At 42.4% G+C, this 21939-nt stretch carries 16 protein-coding genes, 3 tRNA genes and 1 pseudogene; 11 read left to right on the top strand and 9 right to left on the bottom strand.

Annotated features, from left to right (window positions below; translation table 11 throughout):
* Window positions 1-175 precede the first annotated feature (175 nt).
* Window positions 176-1099: pseudogene (locus E0H77_RS01765) on the bottom strand (LysR family transcriptional regulator).
* Between the two features lie 108 nt (window positions 1100-1207).
* On the opposite strand from E0H77_RS01765, the gene E0H77_RS13975 reads away from it, so the two are divergent.
* From E0H77_RS13975 to argG, 4 genes are all read left to right on the top strand, one after another.
* A complete protein-coding gene (locus E0H77_RS13975; protein ID WP_265937307.1) occupies window positions 1208-1336 on the top strand; it encodes a hypothetical protein in 129 nt (42 codons plus the stop codon).
* 43 nt (window positions 1337-1379) lie between these two features.
* The gene (locus E0H77_RS01770; RefSeq protein WP_131374532.1) at window positions 1380-2354 is read left to right on the top strand and encodes a PDR/VanB family oxidoreductase; all 975 of its coding nucleotides are present in this window, start codon (window positions 1380-1382) and stop codon (window positions 2352-2354) included.
* A 30-nt stretch (window positions 2355-2384) separates the two neighbouring features.
* The gene (locus E0H77_RS01775) at window positions 2385-3440 is read left to right on the top strand and encodes an aromatic ring-hydroxylating oxygenase subunit alpha (RefSeq protein ID WP_131374534.1); all 1056 of its coding nucleotides are present in this window, start codon (window positions 2385-2387) and stop codon (window positions 3438-3440) included.
* Between the two features lie 254 nt (window positions 3441-3694).
* Window positions 3695-5038 carry an argininosuccinate synthase gene (argG, locus tag E0H77_RS01780; RefSeq protein ID WP_131374536.1) on the top strand — a complete coding sequence of 448 codons (1344 nt, stop codon included), beginning with the start codon at window positions 3695-3697 and terminating at the stop codon, window positions 5036-5038.
* A 33-nt stretch (window positions 5039-5071) separates the two neighbouring features.
* Here the strand turns inward: argG and E0H77_RS01785 are convergent, their stop codons facing one another.
* Entirely contained in the window at window positions 5072-6331 is a 1260-nt protein-coding gene (locus E0H77_RS01785; protein ID WP_228258276.1) for a GGDEF domain-containing protein, read from the bottom strand.
* Between the two features lie 171 nt (window positions 6332-6502).
* On the opposite strand from E0H77_RS01785, the gene pyrC reads away from it, so the two are divergent.
* The 3 genes from pyrC (at window position 6503) to E0H77_RS01800 (ending at window position 8275) form a co-directional block, all read left to right on the top strand.
* Window positions 6503-7537: a dihydroorotase gene (gene pyrC, locus E0H77_RS01790; RefSeq protein ID WP_131374540.1), complete on the top strand. Its 1035-nt coding sequence runs from the start codon at window positions 6503-6505 to the stop codon at window positions 7535-7537.
* Window positions 7522-8181 (top strand): ribonuclease T, encoded by a 660-nt coding sequence (rnt, locus tag E0H77_RS01795; RefSeq protein ID WP_131374542.1) that lies wholly within the window; start codon window positions 7522-7524, stop codon window positions 8179-8181. The genes pyrC and rnt overlap by 16 nt, the downstream gene beginning before the upstream one ends.
* Window positions 8182-8199: 18 nt before the next feature.
* Window positions 8200-8275 (top strand) — tRNA-Glu (locus tag E0H77_RS01800).
* 20 nt (window positions 8276-8295) lie between these two features.
* On the opposite strand, the gene E0H77_RS14020 is transcribed toward E0H77_RS01800, so the two are convergent.
* Window positions 8296-8373, bottom strand: coding sequence for a hypothetical protein (locus tag E0H77_RS14020; RefSeq protein ID WP_416240499.1), 78 nt, complete (start codon window positions 8371-8373; stop codon window positions 8296-8298).
* Window positions 8374-9233: 860 nt separating this feature from the next.
* On the opposite strand from E0H77_RS14020, the gene E0H77_RS01810 reads away from it, so the two are divergent.
* From E0H77_RS01810 to E0H77_RS01825, 4 genes are all read left to right on the top strand, one after another.
* Window positions 9234-10652, top strand: coding sequence for an amino acid permease (locus tag E0H77_RS01810; protein WP_131374544.1), 1419 nt, complete (start codon window positions 9234-9236; stop codon window positions 10650-10652).
* 107 nt (window positions 10653-10759) lie between these two features.
* A complete protein-coding gene (locus E0H77_RS01815; RefSeq protein WP_131374546.1) occupies window positions 10760-11674 on the top strand; it encodes a lipase family protein in 915 nt (304 codons plus the stop codon).
* Between the two features lie 164 nt (window positions 11675-11838).
* Window positions 11839-11914 (top strand) — tRNA-Glu (locus tag E0H77_RS01820).
* Between the two features lie 23 nt (window positions 11915-11937).
* Window positions 11938-12013, top strand: a tRNA-Glu gene (locus E0H77_RS01825).
* Between the two features lie 84 nt (window positions 12014-12097).
* Here the strand turns inward: E0H77_RS01825 and E0H77_RS01830 are convergent.
* The 6 genes from E0H77_RS01830 to E0H77_RS01855 form a co-directional block, all read right to left on the bottom strand.
* Window positions 12098-12520 carry a DUF2726 domain-containing protein gene (locus E0H77_RS01830; protein WP_416240500.1) on the bottom strand — a complete coding sequence of 141 codons (423 nt, stop codon included), beginning with the start codon at window positions 12518-12520 and terminating at the stop codon, window positions 12098-12100.
* A 230-nt stretch (window positions 12521-12750) separates the two neighbouring features.
* Window positions 12751-14334 (bottom strand): dipeptide ABC transporter ATP-binding protein, encoded by a 1584-nt coding sequence (locus E0H77_RS01835; protein ID WP_131374815.1) that lies wholly within the window; start codon window positions 14332-14334, stop codon window positions 12751-12753.
* The gene (locus E0H77_RS01840) at window positions 14309-15325 is read right to left on the bottom strand and encodes an ABC transporter permease (protein ID WP_131374550.1); all 1017 of its coding nucleotides are present in this window, start codon (window positions 15323-15325) and stop codon (window positions 14309-14311) included. Before E0H77_RS01840 ends, E0H77_RS01835 begins: the two co-directional genes overlap by 26 nt.
* A gap of 2 nt (window positions 15326-15327) precedes the next feature.
* Entirely contained in the window at window positions 15328-16398 is a 1071-nt protein-coding gene (gene yejB, locus E0H77_RS01845; protein ID WP_131374551.1) for a microcin C ABC transporter permease YejB, read from the bottom strand.
* A 15-nt stretch (window positions 16399-16413) separates the two neighbouring features.
* Window positions 16414-18234, bottom strand: coding sequence for an extracellular solute-binding protein (locus E0H77_RS01850; protein WP_131374553.1), 1821 nt, complete (start codon window positions 18232-18234; stop codon window positions 16414-16416).
* Between the two features lie 91 nt (window positions 18235-18325).
* Window positions 18326-21805 (bottom strand): lytic transglycosylase, encoded by a 3480-nt coding sequence (locus tag E0H77_RS01855; RefSeq protein ID WP_131374555.1) that lies wholly within the window; start codon window positions 21803-21805, stop codon window positions 18326-18328.
* Window positions 21806-21939: the final 134 nt, after the last annotated feature.

Raw genomic sequence — 21939 nt, forward strand, 5'->3', positions numbered from 1 at the left:
CTCAATCAAACGCATATTATTTCATCAAAAGCATTCTCATTCAGGCTATCTCTTTTATTTTAAAAGTAATTTGTATGAATTATCAGCAGCAGTTTCATCTGTTTTGAGATAAAAAACCACATCATCATGATGTGGTTTAAACGCATCAGCAAGCTATTTTAAACAGCCATATGGCTTAAATAGAGTCAAAATTTACCTGTTGCATGTTTTTCATGAGTTGCTGCATAAATAATTGCGCAGCGCGCGACAATTGACGTTTTGGCGCAACACACAGCGCCAGCGTAACAGGTTGAATGGCTGCATCCCGATACGGAATAAAGTACAATTCACCACGTTGTACATGGGTATACACATCGAGCCAACTCATTATGGCAATCCCGACATTTTTCTTGAGCAAAGACAGTATGATACGAATATCATTCGATTCAATTTTTTGCTGTGGTGACATTTGCTGGCGTTTATAAATCGCATCGACACGGTCATGAATGACTAAAGGTGCTTGCGCGATAATATGTCGATCTGCATGAGTTTGCGACAAACTTAATTTCGTTTGCTGTGCCAGCGGATGTTCAGGCGACATCACAAAACCCAGTGGCAGTTCAACAAAAGATAGTACATCTAAATGTGCATGCTGTACGGGATCGAGAATCATGCCAAAGTCTAGTTCAGCCTGCATAATCTGCTGAGCAATCTTCTGACTGTCCTGAATCTGGATTTCAAAATTCAACCATGGATGCTGCTGTTGTAATTCTGCGATGGTGTCAATCATAAAACCATCACTCAGCGCCGCAATTAAACCAAACTGAATCGAACCACGGTTTAAACCCTAAATTTCATCCAAACGGATACAGGTTTGTTGAAAGTCTTTTTGCCAACGGAGTAAATCGTTATATAACAGTTCGCCTGCCAAAGTCAGCTTTAAACCACTTGGTAAGCGCTGAAACAATGGCACACCAAACTGCTCTTCAGCCAGCACAATTTGCCGATGTACGGCAGATACCGAAATAACCTGTTGTTCTGTAGCTTTACGCAGACTGCCCGTTTTGGCTACTGCCATAAAATATTCTGTAAAGCGTGAAAACGGCATTGTGTTGTGCATAGGCATTCTAAAAATTAGAACAAAGAATCAAAATCATTGTAATAGACGAGAATGGATTTTGGAATCATAGTGAAAATGGCTCAAAAATAATTCTTATAGGCAGGTTCTATGAACTCACCAATTAGATCACAACAACTCAACCTACCTGCGCATTGTAGCTTTACTGAAGTCGACTGGTTAGTGATGTTTCGGCGCTGTTTAAAAAAAGTCGGTTTTGGCGAGTTCTTTTTGGTTTAAATCTTGCTAGCTTCTAGGTAGGTACAATAAAAAGGAAAAGCCCATGGAAAAATTAAAAGTCGTCGTCGACAGTATTTCTCGCCAAGGGGAAGGCAATCTGGCCATCACATTGATGCCTGTTCAGCCTTTAAACCTACCTGAATGGCAAGCAGGTGCGCATATTAATATCTATTTACCCAATCACCTGACTCGGCAATACTCTCTGACTGGGAGTCCTACCCAGCGAGAGCACTATGTGATTTGTGTTAAAAAAGAACAGATTTCTCGCGGTGGCTCGCAATATATTCATGAAGATTTACGCGTTGGGCAATATATTGAAATTTCGCCGCCTTGTAATCAATTTTCGCTAAAAGCCGCGGAACAATATTTGCTGATTGCAGCAGGGATTGGGATTACCCCGATTTTAGCCATGGCGGAACAACTCGAAGCTCAAGGTAAGCTTTTTGAGCTGTATTACTGCGTCAAAACACCGCTACACCTCGCATTTATAAACCGTTGGCGACAAGGCTTTAAGTTTGGCAAGATTCACGTGTTATACAGTTCGCTCGGTGAAAGCCTACGCGAGCAGCATCCTCCAAGCTTGCAACAGCCCCAACCGAACACACGTCTATATTTTTGTGGCCCACATAGCTTTATGCAGGATTATCAATCCTATGCCCTAGAATTGGGCTGGCAACCTGAACAGATTCATCTGGAAGCCTTTCATCCAGTACAAGTGCCAACATCACTATTCGATACAGCCACCAATACAGGCTTCAAAATTAAACTACAACGTTCAGGGCAAATTTTTCATGTACCTGAGCACCAAAGTATCGCTCATGTTTTGCTTAAAAATCGGGTCGATATTCCCTTATCCTGCGAAATGGGCATGTGTGGTGCTTGCCTGACCCGTGTAGTGGCGGGGGAAGTCGACCACCGAGATAGCGTACAAAGCGACAGTGAGAAAAACTCCAGTGAACAATACATTGCTCTGTGTTGTTCGCGAGCCAAAAGCCAAATGATTGAACTTGATTTATAACCAACAACATTCAACAAATTAGGGGGAGCTATGAACGCCATTCCAGTCACGCAATTGCTCAACAAACCATGTTACAGCCAATTTGACAGCAACGATTGGGATATTTTGGCACAGCACTGGTATCCTGTTGCTCGGGTTGAAGATATCAGCACCACGCCCCAACAAGTCATGCTGTTTGATGTCAAATTGGCATTGTATAAAACCGAAACTGGGCAGATTTGTTTAGTTCGCGACATTTGCCCGCATCGTGGTGTGCCACTCACCAAAGGCTGGGTAGAAGGCGAAGAAATTATTTGCCCGTATCATGGTTTACGCTATAACAGCGAAGGTAAATGTACACTCATTCCTGCACAGCCTGATTTGACTAAAATTTCAGATCGCTTTTCACTAACCAGTTTTCCTGTAGTAGAAAAATACGGACTGATTTGGACGAGCCTGCTTAGCCGCGATGAAGCTGAAGCCAATTTCCCTGTACTGGACACATGGGATCATCCTGAACATCAAGCGATTTTGCCACCATTTGTTGACATTGCAGGTTCCAGTGGTCGGCAACTAGAAGGTTTTATTGACGTGGCACATTTTGCTTGGGTACACCACAACGCCTTTGCCAATCGTGACAACCATGTTGTGCCCAAATATTCAACGATAAAAACGGATTATGGCCTACATACCGAATACATTAGCAATGTCAGCAATTATCCACATGGTTTACAGCATCTCGCCCCTGATGACTTTTTATGGAAGCGCACTTTTGACGTGTATCCGCCATTTTCAGCTATCTTAACCATTGATTTTCCAAACGAAGGTGTATTAAAAATCCTTAATGCCTGCTGTCCTGTATCTCACAACAAAACCCGCTTATTTGTACCACTGACCCGCAACTTTGACACTACGGGCGACTTACAAGCGGTGTATGATTTTAATGCCCAGATTTTTGCTGAAGATCAGGACATAATTGAATCGCAAAAGCCTGAAGAATTACCGCTCGATTTAAGCATGGAAGCTCACTTTGAAGCCGATCGTTCATCGACAACCTATAGACGTATTTTGGCAGATTGGGGATTAAGCAAACGCTATACTGTTTAATCAGCTTCTCTCGGCATTGTTTACATCCAGATTGGTGACCTGTCACGGATTTTTGCTTTTCAAGCTCATAAATTTTCGGCAAACTTAATTCGAGTGATTCTTCCCCCCTGTTTTTAGCAAAAACTCCTGTATGAAATCTGCGTTCAGCAGTATTTTTAGCAAAAACATCTGTGGTGAAAAGTGCTACAATAAAATGTTTACAAATTTTCAGGGTAGCCCAATTCGCGGCACCTATTCATAAGTTAGGACTAGCAATGACTGATAATGCAACAATCTTGCAGCATGTACCAGTAGGCAAAAAAGTTGGTATTGCCTTTTCTGGTGGTTTAGACACTTCAGCAGCTTTATTGTGGATGAAACAAAAAGGCGCTGAACCTTATGCTTATACTGCAAACTTGGGTCAGCCTGATGAAGATGACTACGATGCCATCCCGAAAAAAGCGGAAGCTTATGGTGCAGTTAAAGCTCGCCTAATCGACTGCCGCTTACAGTTGGCACTTGAAGGTATTGCTGCCATTCAGTGTGGTGCGTTCCATATCAGTACAGGTGGTGTGCCTTACTTCAACACGACACCACTTGGTCGTGCTGTAACAGGAACCATGCTAGTGACTGCCATGAAAGAAGATGACGTCAACATTTGGGGTGACGGTTCAACTTATAAAGGCAACGACATTGAACGTTTCTATCGTTATGGTTTGTTGACCAATCCTAGCTTAAAAATTTACAAACCGTGGTTAGATCAACAATTCATTGATGAATTGGGCGGTCGTGCTGAAATGTCTCAATTCCTGATCGACAACGGCTTTGACTACAAAATGTCAAAAGAAAAAGCGTATTCAACTGACTCAAACATGTTGGGCGCAACGCACGAAGCCAAAGATCTTGAATACCTCAATGCGGGCATCAAAATCGTAGATCCGATTATGGGTGTTGCGTTCTGGAAAGAAGAAGTTCAAATCAAACCAGAAGAAGTTTCTGTCACTTTCGAAGAAGGCATGCCTGTTGCATTAAACGGTCAGCGCTTTGAAAATCCTGTTGAATTGATTCTTGAAGCTAACCGTATTGGTGGTCGTCATGGTTTAGGTATGTCTGACCAAATCGAAAACCGCATCATTGAAGCAAAATCTCGTGGCATCTATGAAGCACCAGGTATGGCACTTCTTCACATTGCATATGAGCGTTTAGTGACTGGTATTCATAACGAAGATACCATCGAACAATACCGCATTAACGGTTTACGTTTGGGTCGTTTGTTGTACCAAGGTCGTTGGTTCGATTCTCAAGCACTTATGCTACGTGAAACTGCACAACGCTGGATTGCAAAAGCCATTACAGGTACTGTGACTTTAGAACTTCGCCGTGGTAATGATTACACAATTATGAACACAGAATCGCCTAACCTCACTTATGAAGCTGAGCGTTTGACGATGGAGAAAGGCGATTCAATGTTTACGCCAATGGATCGTATTGGTCAGTTAACCATGCGTAACCTTGACATTACCGATACACGTGCCAAATTGGGTATTTATACTGAAACTGGCTTGTTGTCTCTTGGACAAGGTTCTGCTGTGCCACAACTTGAAAATAAAAGCAAATAATTGATTTTATTTTAAACAAAAAGCCACCGATATTTAGGTGGCTTTTTGTTTTGGCTCAATATCATGATCTTCATCTGAAATCACATGCTGACAAATTTGGTGACGACCACAAGCTTTCGCCCGATATAGTGCCTGATCGGCAAAAGAGAGTAACTGATTTGCCGAAATAGGATATTCAACTGTATAAACTGCAAGCCCTAAACTAATCGTTATGTACTGACCAATCTCTGATTTTTCATGATGGATCTGTAATTCATCTACCGCTCTGGAAATTCTCGATGCTGCAAGATATGCCTGATCTACATCGGTATTCGGCAGCAGCACTACAAATTCCTCGCCCCCATAACGCGCAACAAAATCTTGATGCCGAATCGTGCGCTGAATCACCTGTGCAATGCACTTTAAAACCTGATCGCCTTGCAAATGCCCATAATGATCGTTATATGCCTTAAAATAATCAATATCGATAAATACAACTGCCAATGGGCAATGTTCAGCCTGCGCCAATGCATAATAACGTTCTAGTGCATCATCGAGGCTTCGACGATTCGCAATACTAGTCAAGCCATCATACTGACTCAACTTTAACAACTGATTGTTATAATTTTTTAAAATTTCCTGATTGACTTCAATTAACTTAGTCTTTAAAAAACTACCTTTCTCTTGGTGATTAATTACCTTGGTAATGGCAAAACCAATCAGGTTACTACCAAAAAATACCCGTAACAAAACTACCGAATCAAATGAAATATGCAAATAAAAAAGCATCGCAAAAATAGCAGCACTGGCAATCAGTCCTACAACAAACATATGCCGAGGTTTAACCCCAGTCATGATGTAACCAAAAATAAAAATAAAAATAATAAAAACGAATTGCTGTCTAAGTGACGATGTATATTGAGATAAAGTTAAAACAGCCGTCAGAAAAATTGCCCAGCCCACAACCAGCAATGCAAAATAACGAAAATACGTCTGTGCTTTGGGATGACGAGCCGCCAACACCAAAACCAGCAAACATATTCCACCATTGAGAGTACTCACTGCGCTACGCCAAAAATCATGTTGTAGATCAGTCAGTTGGATAATGGAATAATTACGAAAAGTAATAAATATGGCAAGGCACAAATAGATCATGCCACCAAGTTTGCAAAATTTTAGAAAACTATCTACAGCTCTTTTCTGATGATACACCCAAAATTCGGTTTCATATGGTTCAGGTAGGCAAGCACCTGCCCGCTGTTCATGCATGGCTAAAACAGTTTCAATACATTGCTTTTGTAATTTTAATGTCACTATGTTTTGATGATTGAGCATAATGAAATGAAAACCGACTTAGTTTAGCTTTAAAGTTAGCATACTTTTTATTAAGACAATGCTTTTCTTGGTAGATTTCTCTATCTTGAAAATTACCATTCTGCGGTAAATTGCATTATCATTTGTTTTATTTTTTAGCTTGAATATCCCTTGAAAACGATAACCCTTGTCCAGCCAGACGATTGGCATGCCCATCTGCGTGATGGCTTAGCTCTAAAACGCACAGTTCCAGATTTAGCCAAGCAATTTGCACGCGCAATTTGTATGCCGAATCTTGTCCCCCCTGTAAAAACAGTGGAAGAAGCTGAAGCCTACCGCGAACGTATTTTACAACATGTGCCAGAAGGCGTTCACTTCGACCCACGTATGGTATTGTATTTTACGGATCATACCCCACCAGGTGAAGTGCTTAAGATTAAACAATCTGCACACGTCAATGCCATCAAGCTGTATCCTGCTGGTGCAACCACCAACTCTGACAATGGCGTGAGCGACATCCGTAAGGTTTATGCTGTACTTGAGCAACTTGAAAAGCATCAGGTTCCGCTACTACTGCATGGTGAAGTGACCCAGTCTCATGTCGATATTTTTGATCGTGAAAAACGCTTTTTAGATGAAGTTCTTTCTCCGATCTTAAAGCAATTTCCTGAGCTTAAAGTCGTACTTGAACATATTACCACCAGTGATGCTGCTCAGTTTGTACTTGAACAAGACCGCAATATTGCAGCAACGATTACGCCACAGCATTTATTGTTTAACCGTAATGACATGCTCGTCGGTGGTATCAAGCCACATTTCTATTGTTTGCCAATTTTAAAACGTCAAAGCCACCAAAAAACTTTGCTTGAAGTCGCAACCAGCGGCAACCCAAAATTCTTCCTAGGTACTGACAGTGCACCACATGCCCAAAATGCCAAAGAAAATGCGTGTGGCTGTGCAGGTTGCTATAGTGCTCCAACCGCAATCGAACTCTATGCTCAAGCTTTTGACCAAGTTGGAAAAATTGAGCGTCTAGAAGGCTTTGCCAGCTTCTTTGGTGCAGATTTTTATGGGTTGCCACGTAACACCAGTACCATTACTCTAATAAAAGAAGACCAAGTGATACCTGAAAGCTTCGACTATCTAGAGAATCAAAAAATTATCCCGCTTCACGCTGGAAAAACCATTCATTGGAGAAAAGTGTGACCGACTCTACTGCACCCTTAATGGGTCAGCGCTTTCGTGGTTTTTTACCTGTAGTTGTTGATGTTGAAACTGCAGGCTTTAATGCCAAAACTGATGCTTTGCTCGAAATTGCCTGTATTCCGATTGTTTACAATGAACAAGGTGAGTTTGTACCAGGTAAAGCATTGCACGCACATATTAATCCGTTTGAAGGTGCGCATCTGGATCGTCGCTCGCTGGACTTTATTGGGATTGATCCATTTAGCCCACTTCGTGTGGCAATGGCAGAAGATGAAAAATCAGCGCTCAAGCGAATTTTCAAAGCATTAACCGAAGTACGTCGTGCTCAGCAATGCACGCATGCTGTACTCGTCGGTCACAATGCACATTTTGACTTGGGCTTTTTACAAGCAGCAGTTGCCCGTACAGGAACTAAAAACCAAAATCCGTTCCACAGTTTTTCCGTGTTCGATACCGTGACACTGAGTGCTGTGATGTTCGGGCAAACGGTATTGGCAAAGTCGTGTATTCAGGCAGGCATTGAATTCGATGGTAAAGAAGCTCACTCTGCTTTATACGATACACAGAAAACTGCTGAACTGTTTTGCTATATTTTAAACAAACTGTCACCGCACCTGCTTGACAGTTTTCTGGCGGATCAATAAGATACCGCCATCCTCAACGTCCCTATCGTCTAGAGGCCTAGGACATCGCCCTTTCACGGCGGTAACCGGGGTTCGAATCCCCGTAGGGACGCCATCTATTTAATGATTCAATCATTACAAAGACGCAAATAGTACCATCAAAAACGGTGTCATCAGCGTTAAGATAAATCTATTAAAAATTGCCAACTGCATATCACTGCTTTGACAGTTCTGCTTAATAAATGGCAAGGTTAAATCTATCGCTGTTGCGCACCACCTACCCTATTAGAGCTCTTGGTAAACTGCGCCAGCGTAAAAACTCCGATAGATCAAATACTAGTGTAAGTAAAGATTTCTCATCGTACTTTCTAGCCAACATTGAATTAAAACAACACCTCAGTAAATTGATAACCAATCAGCATCAATCATTATTAAACCCAATAGCCAATACGATGAAACTGCCAGTATTTTTGGATCAGTCAATACTTTTCAGTCAGCCTGCCAAAGATGAATGCCATCCAGATTGGGAAAACAGAACTCATCAAATGGTGAGAATCTAAAATTTCCCAAGAGCAATGTATAATCTTAAATTATTTTTATCTTTAAAAATTAATACTACTAAAAACCCAATTTGGTGAAAGCTTTTACTCAACATATTGAAAATAAATGAATCATGGTGACGAAGCCTTGCAGTTTTGACCCATATGTCAGGATTAACCTTCAGTTCAATCTGAGAAGTACTGTTTCGCAAGGCTTTCGGGATGAGTGGATCAGCACGTAAGGCCAACCATCTGGCGCACTCAAAATGTATTTTGAGGATGCTTATTGCAAACTCAGCTAGATATCATCATCTTTAATGTATTGAAAATACAATATCTTAAAAATGTAGTTCTGACCTTAAACATGCAGCTAACGTTTCGGTCTATCCTCTTCTTTCTACACATTTTATATCGGACTCGGGTTACTGTAATTCTTCGCTAATGACTCAGATTTAACAAAAACTGGGGGACTATTGCACATTTAACGGTTTTCTCTACAATAACTCGCTTCATTTTTTGTATTTCTCATTTCCCATGCAGTCATCTCACTCTCCGAATGATGCGTCGCATCAGGGCAATTCTGCGCCACTTAAACGCGCTATGAGTACTCGACACCTTGTTATGTTGTCATTAGGCGGTGCTATCGGCACAGGTCTATTTTTAGGGTCGGGTGAAGTCATTGCACAAACGGGGCCTGTAGGTGCCATTATTTCTTATTTCCTTGGCGGCATAATCGCGTATATGGTCATGCTGTGCCTAGGTGAACTGGCTGTACATATGCCTGTCTCAGGTTCTTTTGGCGAATATGCCAACAAATATATTGGGCCTGCCACAGGTTATATGATTACGTGGCTGTATTGGCTCACCTGGACTGCCACACTTGGTACAGAATTTACCGCCGCAGCACTGTTAATGCAGGAATGGTTTCCGCATGTTTCCATGTGGATTTGGACGGCAATTTTCGCTGCACTCATCTTTATTTTAAATATTAGCTCCACTCGAATGTTTGCCGAATCTGAATTTTGGCTGGCTTTGGTGAAAGTCGTAACGGTAGTAAGCTTTATTTTACTGGGTTTATTGGCAATTTTCGGGGTCGTTTCCTATCATGGTGAAACGCAAGCACCGTTGTTTAGTAATTTGCTGGCACAAGGCTGGTTTCCAAAAGGTTTAATGCCAATTTTTGCCACGATGCTGATTGTCAACTTTGCCTTCTCAGGAACAGAACTCATCGGGGTTGCAGCAGGTGAAACGGCTGATCCTGCACATAATGTTCCAAAAGCGATTAATGCTGCAATCTGGCGTTTGCTCATTTTCTTTGTGGGTACAATTGTGGTGATCTGTGCATTACTTCCGTACCAGCAGGCAGGGTTAAATGCAGCTCATGTAAGTAACAGCCCGTTCGTCACAGTCTTTAGCTACATGGGCATTCCATACGCTGAAGATATTATTCGCTTTGTGATTATTACCGCATTGTTATCTGCTGCAAACTCAGGCTTATACGCCGCATCACGCATGATGTGGGCATTATCGATCAAACGCCAACTCCCTGCCATATTTTCCAAACTGACCAAGCACGGCACGCCAATCGTTGCCATTATTGTCACCATGTTTGGAGCAATTCCAGGGTTATTATCGGAACAGTTCGCACCCGAAACCATTTTCAAAAATCTGCTGGGTGTTGCTGCATTTACCATGGTCATTGTTTGGACAGCCATCTGTGTCTGCCAGTTCAATTTTCGTCGCCAATGGTATAAAACTGGGCACACTATTGCCGATTTGCGCTTTGCTGCACCGTGGTTTCCACTCACGCCTATTTTAGGTTTTGTATTTTGCGTGATTACCTGCATCAGTATGACGCAAGACAGTTCCATGCTACCTGGTTTCTATAGTTGCCTGATTTTTATTACTTTGTGTTATGTAAGTCACTACTTCTTGTACCGAGACAAAGACTAATTAACGGACAACTGTGTTTTATTGTAAAAGTGTAGCTCTGCTACACTTTTTTTATATTGTTTTTATAATCAAATACAACGATTTATTAAAAAAATAAGCTGAATTCAATGAAAATAATTTTTATTCATGGCATTAAACAGCAAAATTTTGATGCACGCTCATTTCAAGAGTACTGGCTCAACGTGTTCAATACAGGCATGAATAAAATTGAGCCTGAGGTTAATGTCGATCAGCTTGATCTCGCCTTCCCATTTTATGGCGATATTTTAGATGTTTTTAACCATCGCAAAGCCATTAATCTGGAAACTCTACGCCCGAACTGGTCTTTTTTTGCCAGACTGCCTCGTATTCGCCAACAACGGAGCGATGCACTTAAACAGATATTCGAAGATATTCCTCTTTTGCCACATTATGATGCCCCCTACTCACTCAAAAATCGTTTTTTTGTGCTGTCACAACTTGCCAAAGACCGCATGCTCAAAGAAATGGTGATGTTACTCAATCATTTTCCAGATCTGCATGAATCATTAATTCAGCGTTTTTTGTGTGAGGTCTATTTATATTGGTATAACCCCGAATTCAAACAACAAGTACATGAACGCATTTTGTCCTGTTTTGAAGCCAACCAACGGCATATTGTGATTGCCCATTCGCTCGGGACAGTGATCGCTTACAATTTATTGCATGAACTGTCTGCTCACTATGAAATCAAGCGTTTTATTACGTTGGCATCACCTTTACCATTTAATGTTATTCAGAAGCATTTAACTCATCCTGTGCATCGACCAAAGGCACTCAGTGGTGACTGGCACAATTTTTATTCTCAAGATGACTACCTGACCACGTTTCCCATGCTCCCACCAATGTTTGATCTTCACCCACAAATCGACAATAAGCTAATTACAACATGTGTCGATAAACCTCATGAAATTACGGGTTATTTGCAGCACCCTCTGGTGATTCGGCGTATTTTAGAATTGCTGTATGACATGCCACAATTTCAGGCGCATGCCGCACCTTGACATGCTGCCATTTTTTCATTTTTAGGCCAAAAAATGCTCTAAAATCATAAAAATAGCATTTATAGATGATTTGTTATTCATTCATAACTATTTTTCATATTTTTTCAGAAAAAAGGTTTGACATACTTTTTAATTCCCCCTATTATACGCGCACCTTCTGATGTGTCCCTATCGTCTAGAGGCCTAGGACATCGCCCTTTCACGGCGGTAACCGGGGTTCGAATCCCCGTAGGGACGCCACTTAATATCAGAAGACTCTAGAAGTCCCTATCGTCTAGAGGCCTAGGACATCGCCCTTTCACGGCGGTAACCGGGGTTCGAATCCCCGTAGGGACGCCAAATTCGAAAAAGCCCAGTATTTATTTACTGGGCTTTTTCTTTTATACGACATATCTATTTCCTATATAGGAAATTCTGTATAAATTATTGATTTGCAAGCCTTGAGAAGTCTGCTTTGATCTGTTGAATATCAGGCGTACGCTTATATCGAATGACTTCATAGCCTGCTTCTGCAATGAGTGCATCTCGATTTTCATCTTTGGCTTCATTGCCTTGATGACTAGAATCATCCAATTCAACGACCGCAACAATGTTAAAATGTTGATCTAAAACTACAAAATCAGCAATTTTTCGATTAAACAAGTTGCGCGTTGCATATCCTTTTGCAGTCATGAATGCACTGAATGCGACTTGTGCCAAAACAATGTTTTCAGGCAATGCTTCTTTTAATCTTAAAAATGTAGGCTGCTCGTTCATCGTTAAAATGCGTTTGCCTTTAATCGGATTGCGTTCTCGTTGATTATTTTGCTTTTTTAATGAACCTAAAACCAACCAAAGCAAAGCCATTACAATAATTATTCCAAAAAACATCATCATCTTGTTTTTCCTTTATTTTTACGCGATTTTAAATTAAGTGTAAAACTTGGTCTAATCCAACCAAGTTAAAATTTATCTGTATCTGGCATCAAGCTAAAATGATTATACGATGTTAAAAACAGCATTGAATCTCTCAAACCAACACTTGTCCTATATCAAATATTCAAAGCCTTTACTCAACCTACATCTGTAGAGTATTTTCAATACTGACTGGCTGCAATTAACTGGCGTGTATATTCAGTCTGTGGTTGTAAAAATAATTGTTCCGTTGCCTGTCGCTCCACCACTTTAGCATGATGCAATACCATGACTTGCTGACATAGTGCCCGAACAATTTGTAAATCATGACTAATAAACAAGTAACTTAATTCAAGCTGTTGCTGTAATTGACGTAACAAATGCACAATGGCTTTTTGCGTGGTTCGATCCAGTGCTGAAGTTGGTTCATCCAAAATAATCAGTTTTGGCCGTAAAATAAGTGCGCGGGCCAGTGCCACGCGCTGACGCTGCCCACCAGATAACTGATGTGGGTAACGCGACTTGAACGCTATTGGCAATTCAACCTGTTCCAACGCCTGCTCTATACGCTGCTGCATTTCAGTTTGAGATAAGCTCAGCAAGCTCACACCTTCTGCAATGAGTTGTTCGACTGTCATACGCGGGTTCAAACTGCTGTATGGGTCTTGAAACACCATTTGAAAATTGCGACGCAAAGGGCGTAACTGCTTTTCATTACAATGATTCAGGTCTTGACCCAACAGAACGATTTGCCCATCGCTATCAACCAAACGTGCAATTGCAAGTGCCAATGAGGTTTTACCTGAACCACTTTCTCCCACAATGCCAATAGATTCACCTTCAGCCAAACATAAATCCAGGGGTTCAACTGCGACGACATAATCTTTCACCCGATTCAAGAAACCTTGTTTTATTGGAAAACGGACACCAAGCTGTTTTAACTCCAATAGTGTCTGATTCGATTGCACCGCTAAAGCATGACCAAAATCATGGTCGAGTAACTGTTGGGTATAAGCTGTTTTAGGCGATTCAAAAATTTGCTGAACTGAACCTGTTTCTTCAATTTTGCCACGATTTAGCACCACAATATCGTCAGCATAACGGCGCACCAAAGCCAGATCGTGACTAATCAGAATCATGGCCATATTGCGCTGTTGCTGGAGCTGTTTCAGCAATTGCAATACCTGTGCCTGCAACATCACATCCAGTGCTGTTGTCGGTTCATCAGCAATCAAAATTTCAGGTTCTAATGCCAGTGCCATCGCAATCATGACCCGTTGCCGTTGCCCACCAGAGAGTTCATGCGGATAGCGTTTGAGCTTTTGTTCTGGTTCGGGCATGCCCACATCTTCAAGCAACTGAATCACGCGCTGCTGGACTTGTTTCTTACTCAAACCTTGTAACAACAAACTTTCCCCAATCAGTTTTTCAACTCGATGTAGCGGATTGAGTGCAGTCATTGGCTCTTGAAAAATGATGGCGACCTTATGCCCACGCATGGCTTGCAACTGGGCTTGGGACATACTGAGCACTTCATGTCCATGCAACTGAATCGACCCCGTAACCTGCAAATGATGCGGCAACAGACCTAAGATTGCCAAGCTACTGATCGACTTGCCTGAGCCACTTTCCCCCACCAATGCCACCGTTTGCCCAGCATGCAAACTTAAATGAAAATCTTGTAATAATGGCTGCTCGGCATTGCCAATAGATAAATGCTCAATGGTCAGAATCGGAGATTTAGTTGCGTCTTGGGTCAAATGCATCACGCGCGGCCTCCCCGATATAAATCAATAACGATAAGACCAATGCCAGACTAAAAAAGCCTGACAAAGCCAGCCACGGCGCATTCAGATTATTTTTTCCTTGCAACAATAACTCTCCAAGAGAGGCTGCATCGGGAGGCAAGCCATAACCCAAAAAGTCCAGTGCTGTCAGTGCTGTAATATTGGCTGTCAGCATAAACGGTAACTGCGATAAACTTGAACTGAGAGCATTGGGTAAAATATGCCGCAAAATAATCCGACCATCCCGTACGCCCAGTGACCGCGCTGCCCGCACATAATCCAGATGCCGAGCACGTAAAAATTCAGCGCGCACCAAACCCACCAGTGTTGTCCAACCAAAAATCAACATAATTAAAAATAACCAGTACACATTTGGGGTAAACATACTGACCAGAATCATGACCATAAACAGCATGGGCAAACCACCCCAGACTTCAAGAATACGCTGCCCCAGCAGGTCGACCCAGCCACCATAGTAGCCCTGAATCGCCCCCACCAAAATACCCAGTATTGCCGAAAACAAGGTCAGGGCAAAACCAAACAGCAAAGACATGCGCAATCCATAGAGCAGTCGGGCAAATACATCTCGCCCCTGATCATCAGTACCCAGCCAGTTTTCCGAGGTTGGTGGCGAAGGTACAGGGACAGCTAGCTCTAAATTAGGAGTTTGATAGGAATAATACACAATTGGCCAGATTTGCCAGCCATGAGTATTGATCATCTGCTGTACTGCTGGATCACGATAATCAGCTTCAGTTTCGAATACACCACCAAAGGTCGTTTCGGGATAACTTTTCACAACAGGAAAGTAGAAATGCTGCTGATAATGCACCAGTAAAGGTTTGTCATTGGCGATCAGTTCCGCCATGCTCGACAGCACAAAAACAATTAAAAAAATGATCAGGCAAAAAAAACCAAGCCGATTTTGGCGAAAACGCTGAAGACCTTGCTGCAACAGGGGTGATGACATACTTACATCCCCCGCGCATCAAAATTAATCCGTGGGTCAATCACCTGATACAGCACATCACTCACCAAACGCAGCACCAGTCCCAGTAAGGTAAATAAAAACAGTGTTCCAAAGATCACAGGATAATCCCGCTGACTAATCGCCTCGAACCCCAACAAACCAATCCCATCGAGGTTAAAAATAATTTCAATAAAAAAGTTACCGACAAAGAACATGCCTACCAAGGCTTCAGGCAGGCTCGCAATCACAATCAACATGGCATTCCGAAAAATATGCCCATACAACACCCGATTTTCACTCAAACCTTTGGCTTGTGCCGCCAAGACATATTGTTTGCCCATTTCTTCCATAAATGAGTACTTGGTGAGATAAGTCAGGCTAGCAAAACCGCCCAGTACCATTGTCAGCAACGGCAGCGCCATGTGCCAAAAATAATCCTGAATTTTGCCCAGCAGACTCAATTGAGTAAAATCATCCGATACCAAACCCTGTAGCGGAAACCATTGCCAATAACTTCCCCCTGCAAAAAAGACAATCAACAAAATCGCAAAGACAAATGTGGGTACAGCATAGCCGACTGCCAGCAACAACGATGTGGTTTTATCGAACAGCATGCCATGACGTTTGGCTTTTTGAATTCCCAAGGGAATCGAGATCAGATAAATTAACAAGGTACTCCAAAGCCCCAGCGAAACGGTGACTGGCATACGTTCCCATAGCAACTGTGTAACTGGCTTGTCTTTAAAGAAACTAGTACCAAAATCAAAGCGCAAATAACCCTTGAGCATTTTCAGAAAACGGACATATGCAGGTTGGTCAAAACCATATTGCATCTTGATTTGCTCGACCATTTCAGGGCTTAAACCACGTGCGCCCTGATAGTGTGTATCGGCACTGGCAAGGGTTTCAGTACCAGCGACCGTTTTATTCACTCCCTGAAAACTTTCAGCTTGTTGAATCGCCTGCTCTACAGGGCCGCCTGGGGCAATCTGAATCACCACAAAATTAATCAGCAAAATACAAAACAACGTAGGAATAATCAGCAATAGCCGTTTCAAAATATACGTGCCCATCCGATCTCCTTATTCTTAATGCTGACGTAGATAAGCCGTGACTTTTTGTGCTTGTTTGGCATCCGTCCACCAGTAATCAATTCCCGATGAGAGTTTCGGTTTCACTGCTGGTTGACGATACATATTCCAGTAGGCATACCAGTTTTCACCTTTACCATAAGTCAAAATCTGATAATAGCCTGCACGCAACAGCCGATCGAGCACATGTGTATACAAAACCAGTTGCTGGCGATTGGGCGCTTGCACCAAATGTCGAATTGCAGCATCAATTGCAGGATTTTTAATCCCTGAATAATTGTAATTGCCAATCTGGTCTGCCGCCGCACTACCCCACATTTGAGACTGCTCATTGCCAGGTGTAAGACCTTGCGGAATTCCGCCTGTGGTCAGGTCATAGTCATAACGGCGCATCCGTTCCAGATACTGAGGAACATCCACTTGGCGAATGCTGACCGTAATCCCCAATTTCTTCAGGTTACGTACAAATGGCATTAAGGTACGTTGTAAACCATCCTGATGAATCAGAAATTCCAGATGAATCGGTTGACCTTTCAAGTCTAGCAATTGCTGATTTTTAACCCGATAGCCTGCCTCAAGCAAGAGTTGTCGTGCAATCAATAAGTTATTACGGTTAAAGCCACTGGCATCTGACACCGAATACTTCCAGTTAGCGAGAACACCTTGTCGCATAATAGGATCAAATTTTGGCAACCACGGTTTTAAACTTGCAAGCTCGGCAGCAGTCGGTTTCCCTGTTGCTTCCAGTTCGCTGTTGGCAAAGTAACTCTGTAAACGCTGATATTGCCCGTAAAACAAAGCTTTATTCTGCCATTCAAAATCATAGGCATAAGTCAGTGCCTGCCGAAAGCGAATGTCATTGAGTGGTGTACGGCGAGTGTTAAACATAAAACTTTGCGCGGTAATCGGGTTATGGTGCTGAAAACGATATTTCACGACCATACCCGACTGAAAGGCGGGAAAATTATATTGAGTGACCCATTTACGCGCCGTAAATTCTTCGTGCAAGGTATATTGCCCTGACTTAAATCCTTCAAAAGCAATATCCAGATTACGGTAGTAAATATATTTGAGCTGGTCAAAGTTATAGCGCCCACGATTCACAGGCAAATCTTTTGCCCAGTAATTGGGATTACGTTTATATGTAATACTGCGCCCTGGATCGATCTGCGCAATGCGATAAGGCCCCGAGCCTAAAATCGGCAGCATCGTCACACGGGTGAAATCCTTATGCTGCCAGTCTGCCTGTGAATAGATCGGTAAACTTGCCAATATCGAGGGCATTTCAGGATTATTCGGTGATTTAAAAGTGCATTTCACCTGATATCTGGACAAGACTTCTGTTTTAGCCAAATCGGCCAAATACATTTGCAGCCCAGGATTAGACTTGTGTTGAAACGTATCAAAGCTGAACTTTACATCCTGTGCCGTAACAGGCTGGCCATTGCTAAAGCGTGCTTTCGGGTTCAAATGAAAAATCACAAAATGCGTTTTTTCAGGATCAAACGTTACTTTCTCGGCCAGCAAGGGATACATTACGGCAGGCTCATCGAATGAACTAGACATCAAGCTATCAAATAGATAATTGACGCCATCGGTTTCGGTACCTTTGCCATTCATGCTGTTCAGGTTATCGAACGTGCCATTACTAGGGCGAATCAAATAGCCGCCTTTGGGTGCATTTGGATTCGCATACGGCATACTGAATGCATTGTTATATAAAGGGCGCGTATGAATCGCAATATAAGCTGTGGTCTGAACCTGAGCAGATACACTCTGACTCAGCAGCAGTGCACTTCCCCAATAAGCAAATTTCACGCAATTTCAACCTTGATGAATCTGCAGTAAAGTCACTGCACGTTATTGTTATAGCAAAAATCCCTCAGTTGAGGGATTTTATATCGCTGACTTAAGAATTTGGCACTTTCAGCGTACTTCCTAGACGCAATTGAGCATTTGGTTCCAGATCATTCATTTGCGCCAGTTCTTTGACATCCATATTGTATTTATTGGCAATACGAATCAGCGAATCGCCTGACTTGACTTTATAAGTCATCGTTTGCTTTGGAATCAAAATGGTTTGTCCACGGCGTAAGCCCGCTTTGGCATTCATGTCATTAATATCTGCCAATTCTTTGGCAGTTAATCTATAACGGCTGGCAATCGCATTGAGTGACTCGCCCGACTTCACTGCATAACTTTCTGTATTGGCAGTATTGCTGGATTTTGTCTTGACACTTACTGTAGTTGATGGCTTAGCACTGATTTTTTTCGCAGCCTCTCCAACAAGCTGAAGCTGCTGGCCTACATGCACCTTACCTGTACTCGACAAATCATTTAACTCTGCCAGATAACTGGTTTGCAGATGAAATTTCTTTGCAATACTGGCTAAGGTGTCGCCTTTTTTCACTGTATAACTGTCTGGCAGGCTGACATTATTTTCTGATTTTTTCGGCAATTCTTCAGTCAGTCTCAACTGTTGCCCTGCATGTACTTTACTTGCCGTAGAAAGGTTATTGATCTGTGCCAAATAACTCACTTGCAGATGATATAGTTTGGCAATACCTGACAATGATTCACCACGTTTAACCGTGTAAGTATCGGGTGTATCCACGCCATCACTCTCAACGACTTTAGGCATCTCACCAATAAGCTTCAAACGCTGACCAGGATGAATATTTGGAGATTTACCCAAATGATTTAACTCAACCAGCATCTCCTGCGCAATATCATATTTACCTGAAATTGAAGCAATCGATTCACCACGTTTCACAACATGATATTCAGGTATTTTACTCGCTTGGCTCGATGTTACTGGATTTGCCTTGAGTGAACCTACTGGGACTTTCAACGCTTGCCCCACAAAAATTGGAGCGTCTAGTTTTAGATCATTGAGTTTTGCCAGATCAGCCACTGACATATTCGCCTTATTGGCAATAATCCCTAACGATTCACCACTTTGAACCTTATAAGTCTCAGTTTTAATGGTTTTACTTGTACTGGTGTCTTGCGTCGTCGCTTGATCCAACTCACTACGATTGACCGTATGTAACGGTACATTAATTTTTTGCCCAACCAACAAATTACTGCCAACGCTCAACCCTGGAGTTAGATCTGCTAACTCTTGTACGGATAAGGCATATCGGTCTGCAATTACTTTTAAGTATTCGCCATGCTTAACGCTATAGACCTTGGTTTTAATTTTTGCAGTCTTGTTTTTATTCCGTGCTGCAACAGTTGAAGACTCTGCTGATTTATCAATTGGCTGTTTCAGTACTAGCTTCTGTCCAACCATGACATTACTGGTCACGGACAAGTTATTCCATTCAGCTAAATCTTTCAGGCTAAGGTCAAACTGATCTGCAATTCCAGTCAAACTGTCATTTGGTTTTACAGTATAGCTATTTGGATGGGCTGTCTTGCCACTGTTTGTCGTACTTGGCTGTTGTGGTTTGGCATCATATAAATACAAAACTGTACCAACAAATAACGGTGCATTCGGATCAATCTGGTTCCATTTGGCAATATCACGCCAAGACACGCCATTTTTCATGGCAATAATGGCTAAAGTATCACCAGCAACAACTCTATAATTACTTTTCTTACCTTGCGGTGCAACCACAACCACATCAGTAGCAGTTTTTACAACATTCTTACCTTGATTACGCTTGGCTTCATCTGAATCAGGAGAAACTGATTCTGCCAGTTCTTTTGGATAGGCAAAACTTTTACTGACTTCTTTACCCTGTTTTTCTGCGACTGACAAACTGGTCTGAATTGCGGTTAACTTGATCTTGCCATCATACGGGTCAACAATTTCTGTGCCTGCAGGTGCAATCGCTTTAATTTCATCAACAACCTGCTGTTTTTCGGTGGTTGTCGCTTGCGGTTGTAGCACTTGTGCCAGTGTTTGCGCTTTATTATCTTGCTGCTTAATTTCGGTCTGGATCTGTGTTTTTTCCTGATCTGAAATTGGCGGCTCAATTGAAATTGGGTTTTTAACATTACTTGCTGTCGTCACTGCAACAGGAATACGTGGCGCACTTGGAACATCAGCATTATTAGCAAATGCAGCTAAAGCATCTGCATCTTGTGGCGTGGTAATTCGACTGGTTTTGCTAGCTGTCGTCTGCGGCATGTTGGTGACGGTTTTTACTGTCGCTGGAGTACGGGTTGTCACACTCACGGCAGCATTGCTGCTCGGCTGATTCATCACAACGGCAGTTTTATTGTTCGTTTTAATTTCAGGAGGTGCTATATGCGTTGGTCTAAGCACCTGATCCGCTGGGCGTGAAACCGTGTTGTTACTTGCCCAAAACCCACCTGAACTTGGTCTTAATGCCAACAGGCGTTTATCCACCACAGGGCTAATATCTGATGGAATCAAAATACGTCCTGGGCTTACTGGGTCAACAGCATCACCCCGATAACCTGGGTTAAGTGCATACAATTCGGTACGGCTTAAACCCACTGTTGCAGCAATATCTGTTAATGATACGCCAGGTGTCACTTTAACTTCACGAAAGTGCGGACGGTTCGCGATTGACGGTAAAGTTACCCCATATTCTCTTGGGTTTTTAACAATTTGGGCAACTGCCAGAAACCGTGGCACATAGTTCATGGTTTCCTGTGGCAATTTCAATGACCAGTAATCCGTTGGCAAACCCTGTGCCTGATTGCGGTTAATCGCTTGCTGAATGCGTCCAGGACCTGCGTTATAGGCAGCCAGAGCCAGTTCCCAAGAACCGAACTGGTTATATAAACTGCCTAAAAACTCATAAGCCGCACGGGTCGACTCGACCACATCACGGCGCGCATCATACGTTCCGCTTTGCTGTAAACCATAAATACGCCCAGTACTTGGAATAAACTGCCATAAACCTGCCGCCGATGCAGAGCTGGTCGCAGCTGGGTCATACGAACTTTCAATCACAGGTAACAATGCCAGTTCGGTCGGCATACCACGGCGTTCGGCTTCTTTGACGGTATGATATAAATAACGGCTGGCACGCGCACTCATCCGATCCAAATATGGCTGGCGCGATACAAACCAGTTACGCTGTGCTTCAATACGCGGATCCCAATGCGTTTCATCCATCTTGAAGCCAACAGTCATTCGTTTCCAGACATCGCCATGTTTTAAAATTTGTAAGCGATCGCCTTCTACAGCACTCATATCGGTTGCAGACAATAAGTCTTCTAATGAGTCGAGTGAATCTGAATCTAGATAATCAGCACCAACTTGTTTGGATTTGCTTGGTTGCTTTGTCGTTGTTGTAGAGCTACAGCCTGTGCTTAAAACAATAGCGGCGACAGTTGAGCTTAAAAAAGAAATTTTAAAAAATTGCGGTGCAGAAAGTTGCCACAATGTTGTGGTAGTTTTAAACATAAATGATTCCAAACAAAATCGTGAGACTTGCAATATTCACATAGCCATTGTATTTAAGCATGTCGATCACACAAGGCTTATGCTACGCAGATATTCATATAAATGTTACAAGAAATTAAAAAATGTTCAGCAGT

It is taken from the genome of Acinetobacter brisouioides (genome assembly GCF_004331075.1).
In the GTDB taxonomy this organism is placed as follows: Bacteria; Pseudomonadota; Gammaproteobacteria; order Pseudomonadales; family Moraxellaceae; genus Acinetobacter.

Excerpts from the sequence above, each read along its gene's own strand:
- E0H77_RS13975 (WP_265937307.1), top strand. The coding sequence starts at position 1,208 with ATGAACTCACCAATTAGATCACAACAACTCAACCTACCTGCGCATTGT.
- E0H77_RS01770 (WP_131374532.1), top strand. The coding sequence starts at position 1,380 with ATGGAAAAATTAAAAGTCGTCGTCGACAGTATTTCTCGCCAAGGGGAA.
- E0H77_RS01775 (WP_131374534.1), top strand. The coding sequence starts at position 2,385 with ATGAACGCCATTCCAGTCACGCAATTGCTCAACAAACCATGTTACAGC.
- argG (WP_131374536.1), top strand. The coding sequence starts at position 3,695 with ATGACTGATAATGCAACAATCTTGCAGCATGTACCAGTAGGCAAAAAA.
- E0H77_RS14020 (WP_416240499.1), bottom strand. The coding sequence starts at position 8,373 with ATGCAGTTGGCAATTTTTAATAGATTTATCTTAACGCTGATGACACCG.
- E0H77_RS01810 (WP_131374544.1), top strand. The coding sequence starts at position 9,234 with ATGCAGTCATCTCACTCTCCGAATGATGCGTCGCATCAGGGCAATTCT.
- E0H77_RS01815 (WP_131374546.1), top strand. The coding sequence starts at position 10,760 with ATGAAAATAATTTTTATTCATGGCATTAAACAGCAAAATTTTGATGCA.
- E0H77_RS01830 (WP_416240500.1), bottom strand. The coding sequence starts at position 12,520 with ATGGCTTTGCTTTGGTTGGTTTTAGGTTCATTAAAAAAGCAAAATAAT.
- E0H77_RS01835 (WP_131374815.1), bottom strand. The coding sequence starts at position 14,334 with ATGCATTTGACCCAAGACGCAACTAAATCTCCGATTCTGACCATTGAG.
- E0H77_RS01840 (WP_131374550.1), bottom strand. The coding sequence starts at position 15,325 with ATGTCATCACCCCTGTTGCAGCAAGGTCTTCAGCGTTTTCGCCAAAAT.
- yejB (WP_131374551.1), bottom strand. The coding sequence starts at position 16,398 with ATGGGCACGTATATTTTGAAACGGCTATTGCTGATTATTCCTACGTTG.
- E0H77_RS01855 (WP_131374555.1), bottom strand. The coding sequence starts at position 21,805 with ATGTTTAAAACTACCACAACATTGTGGCAACTTTCTGCACCGCAATTT.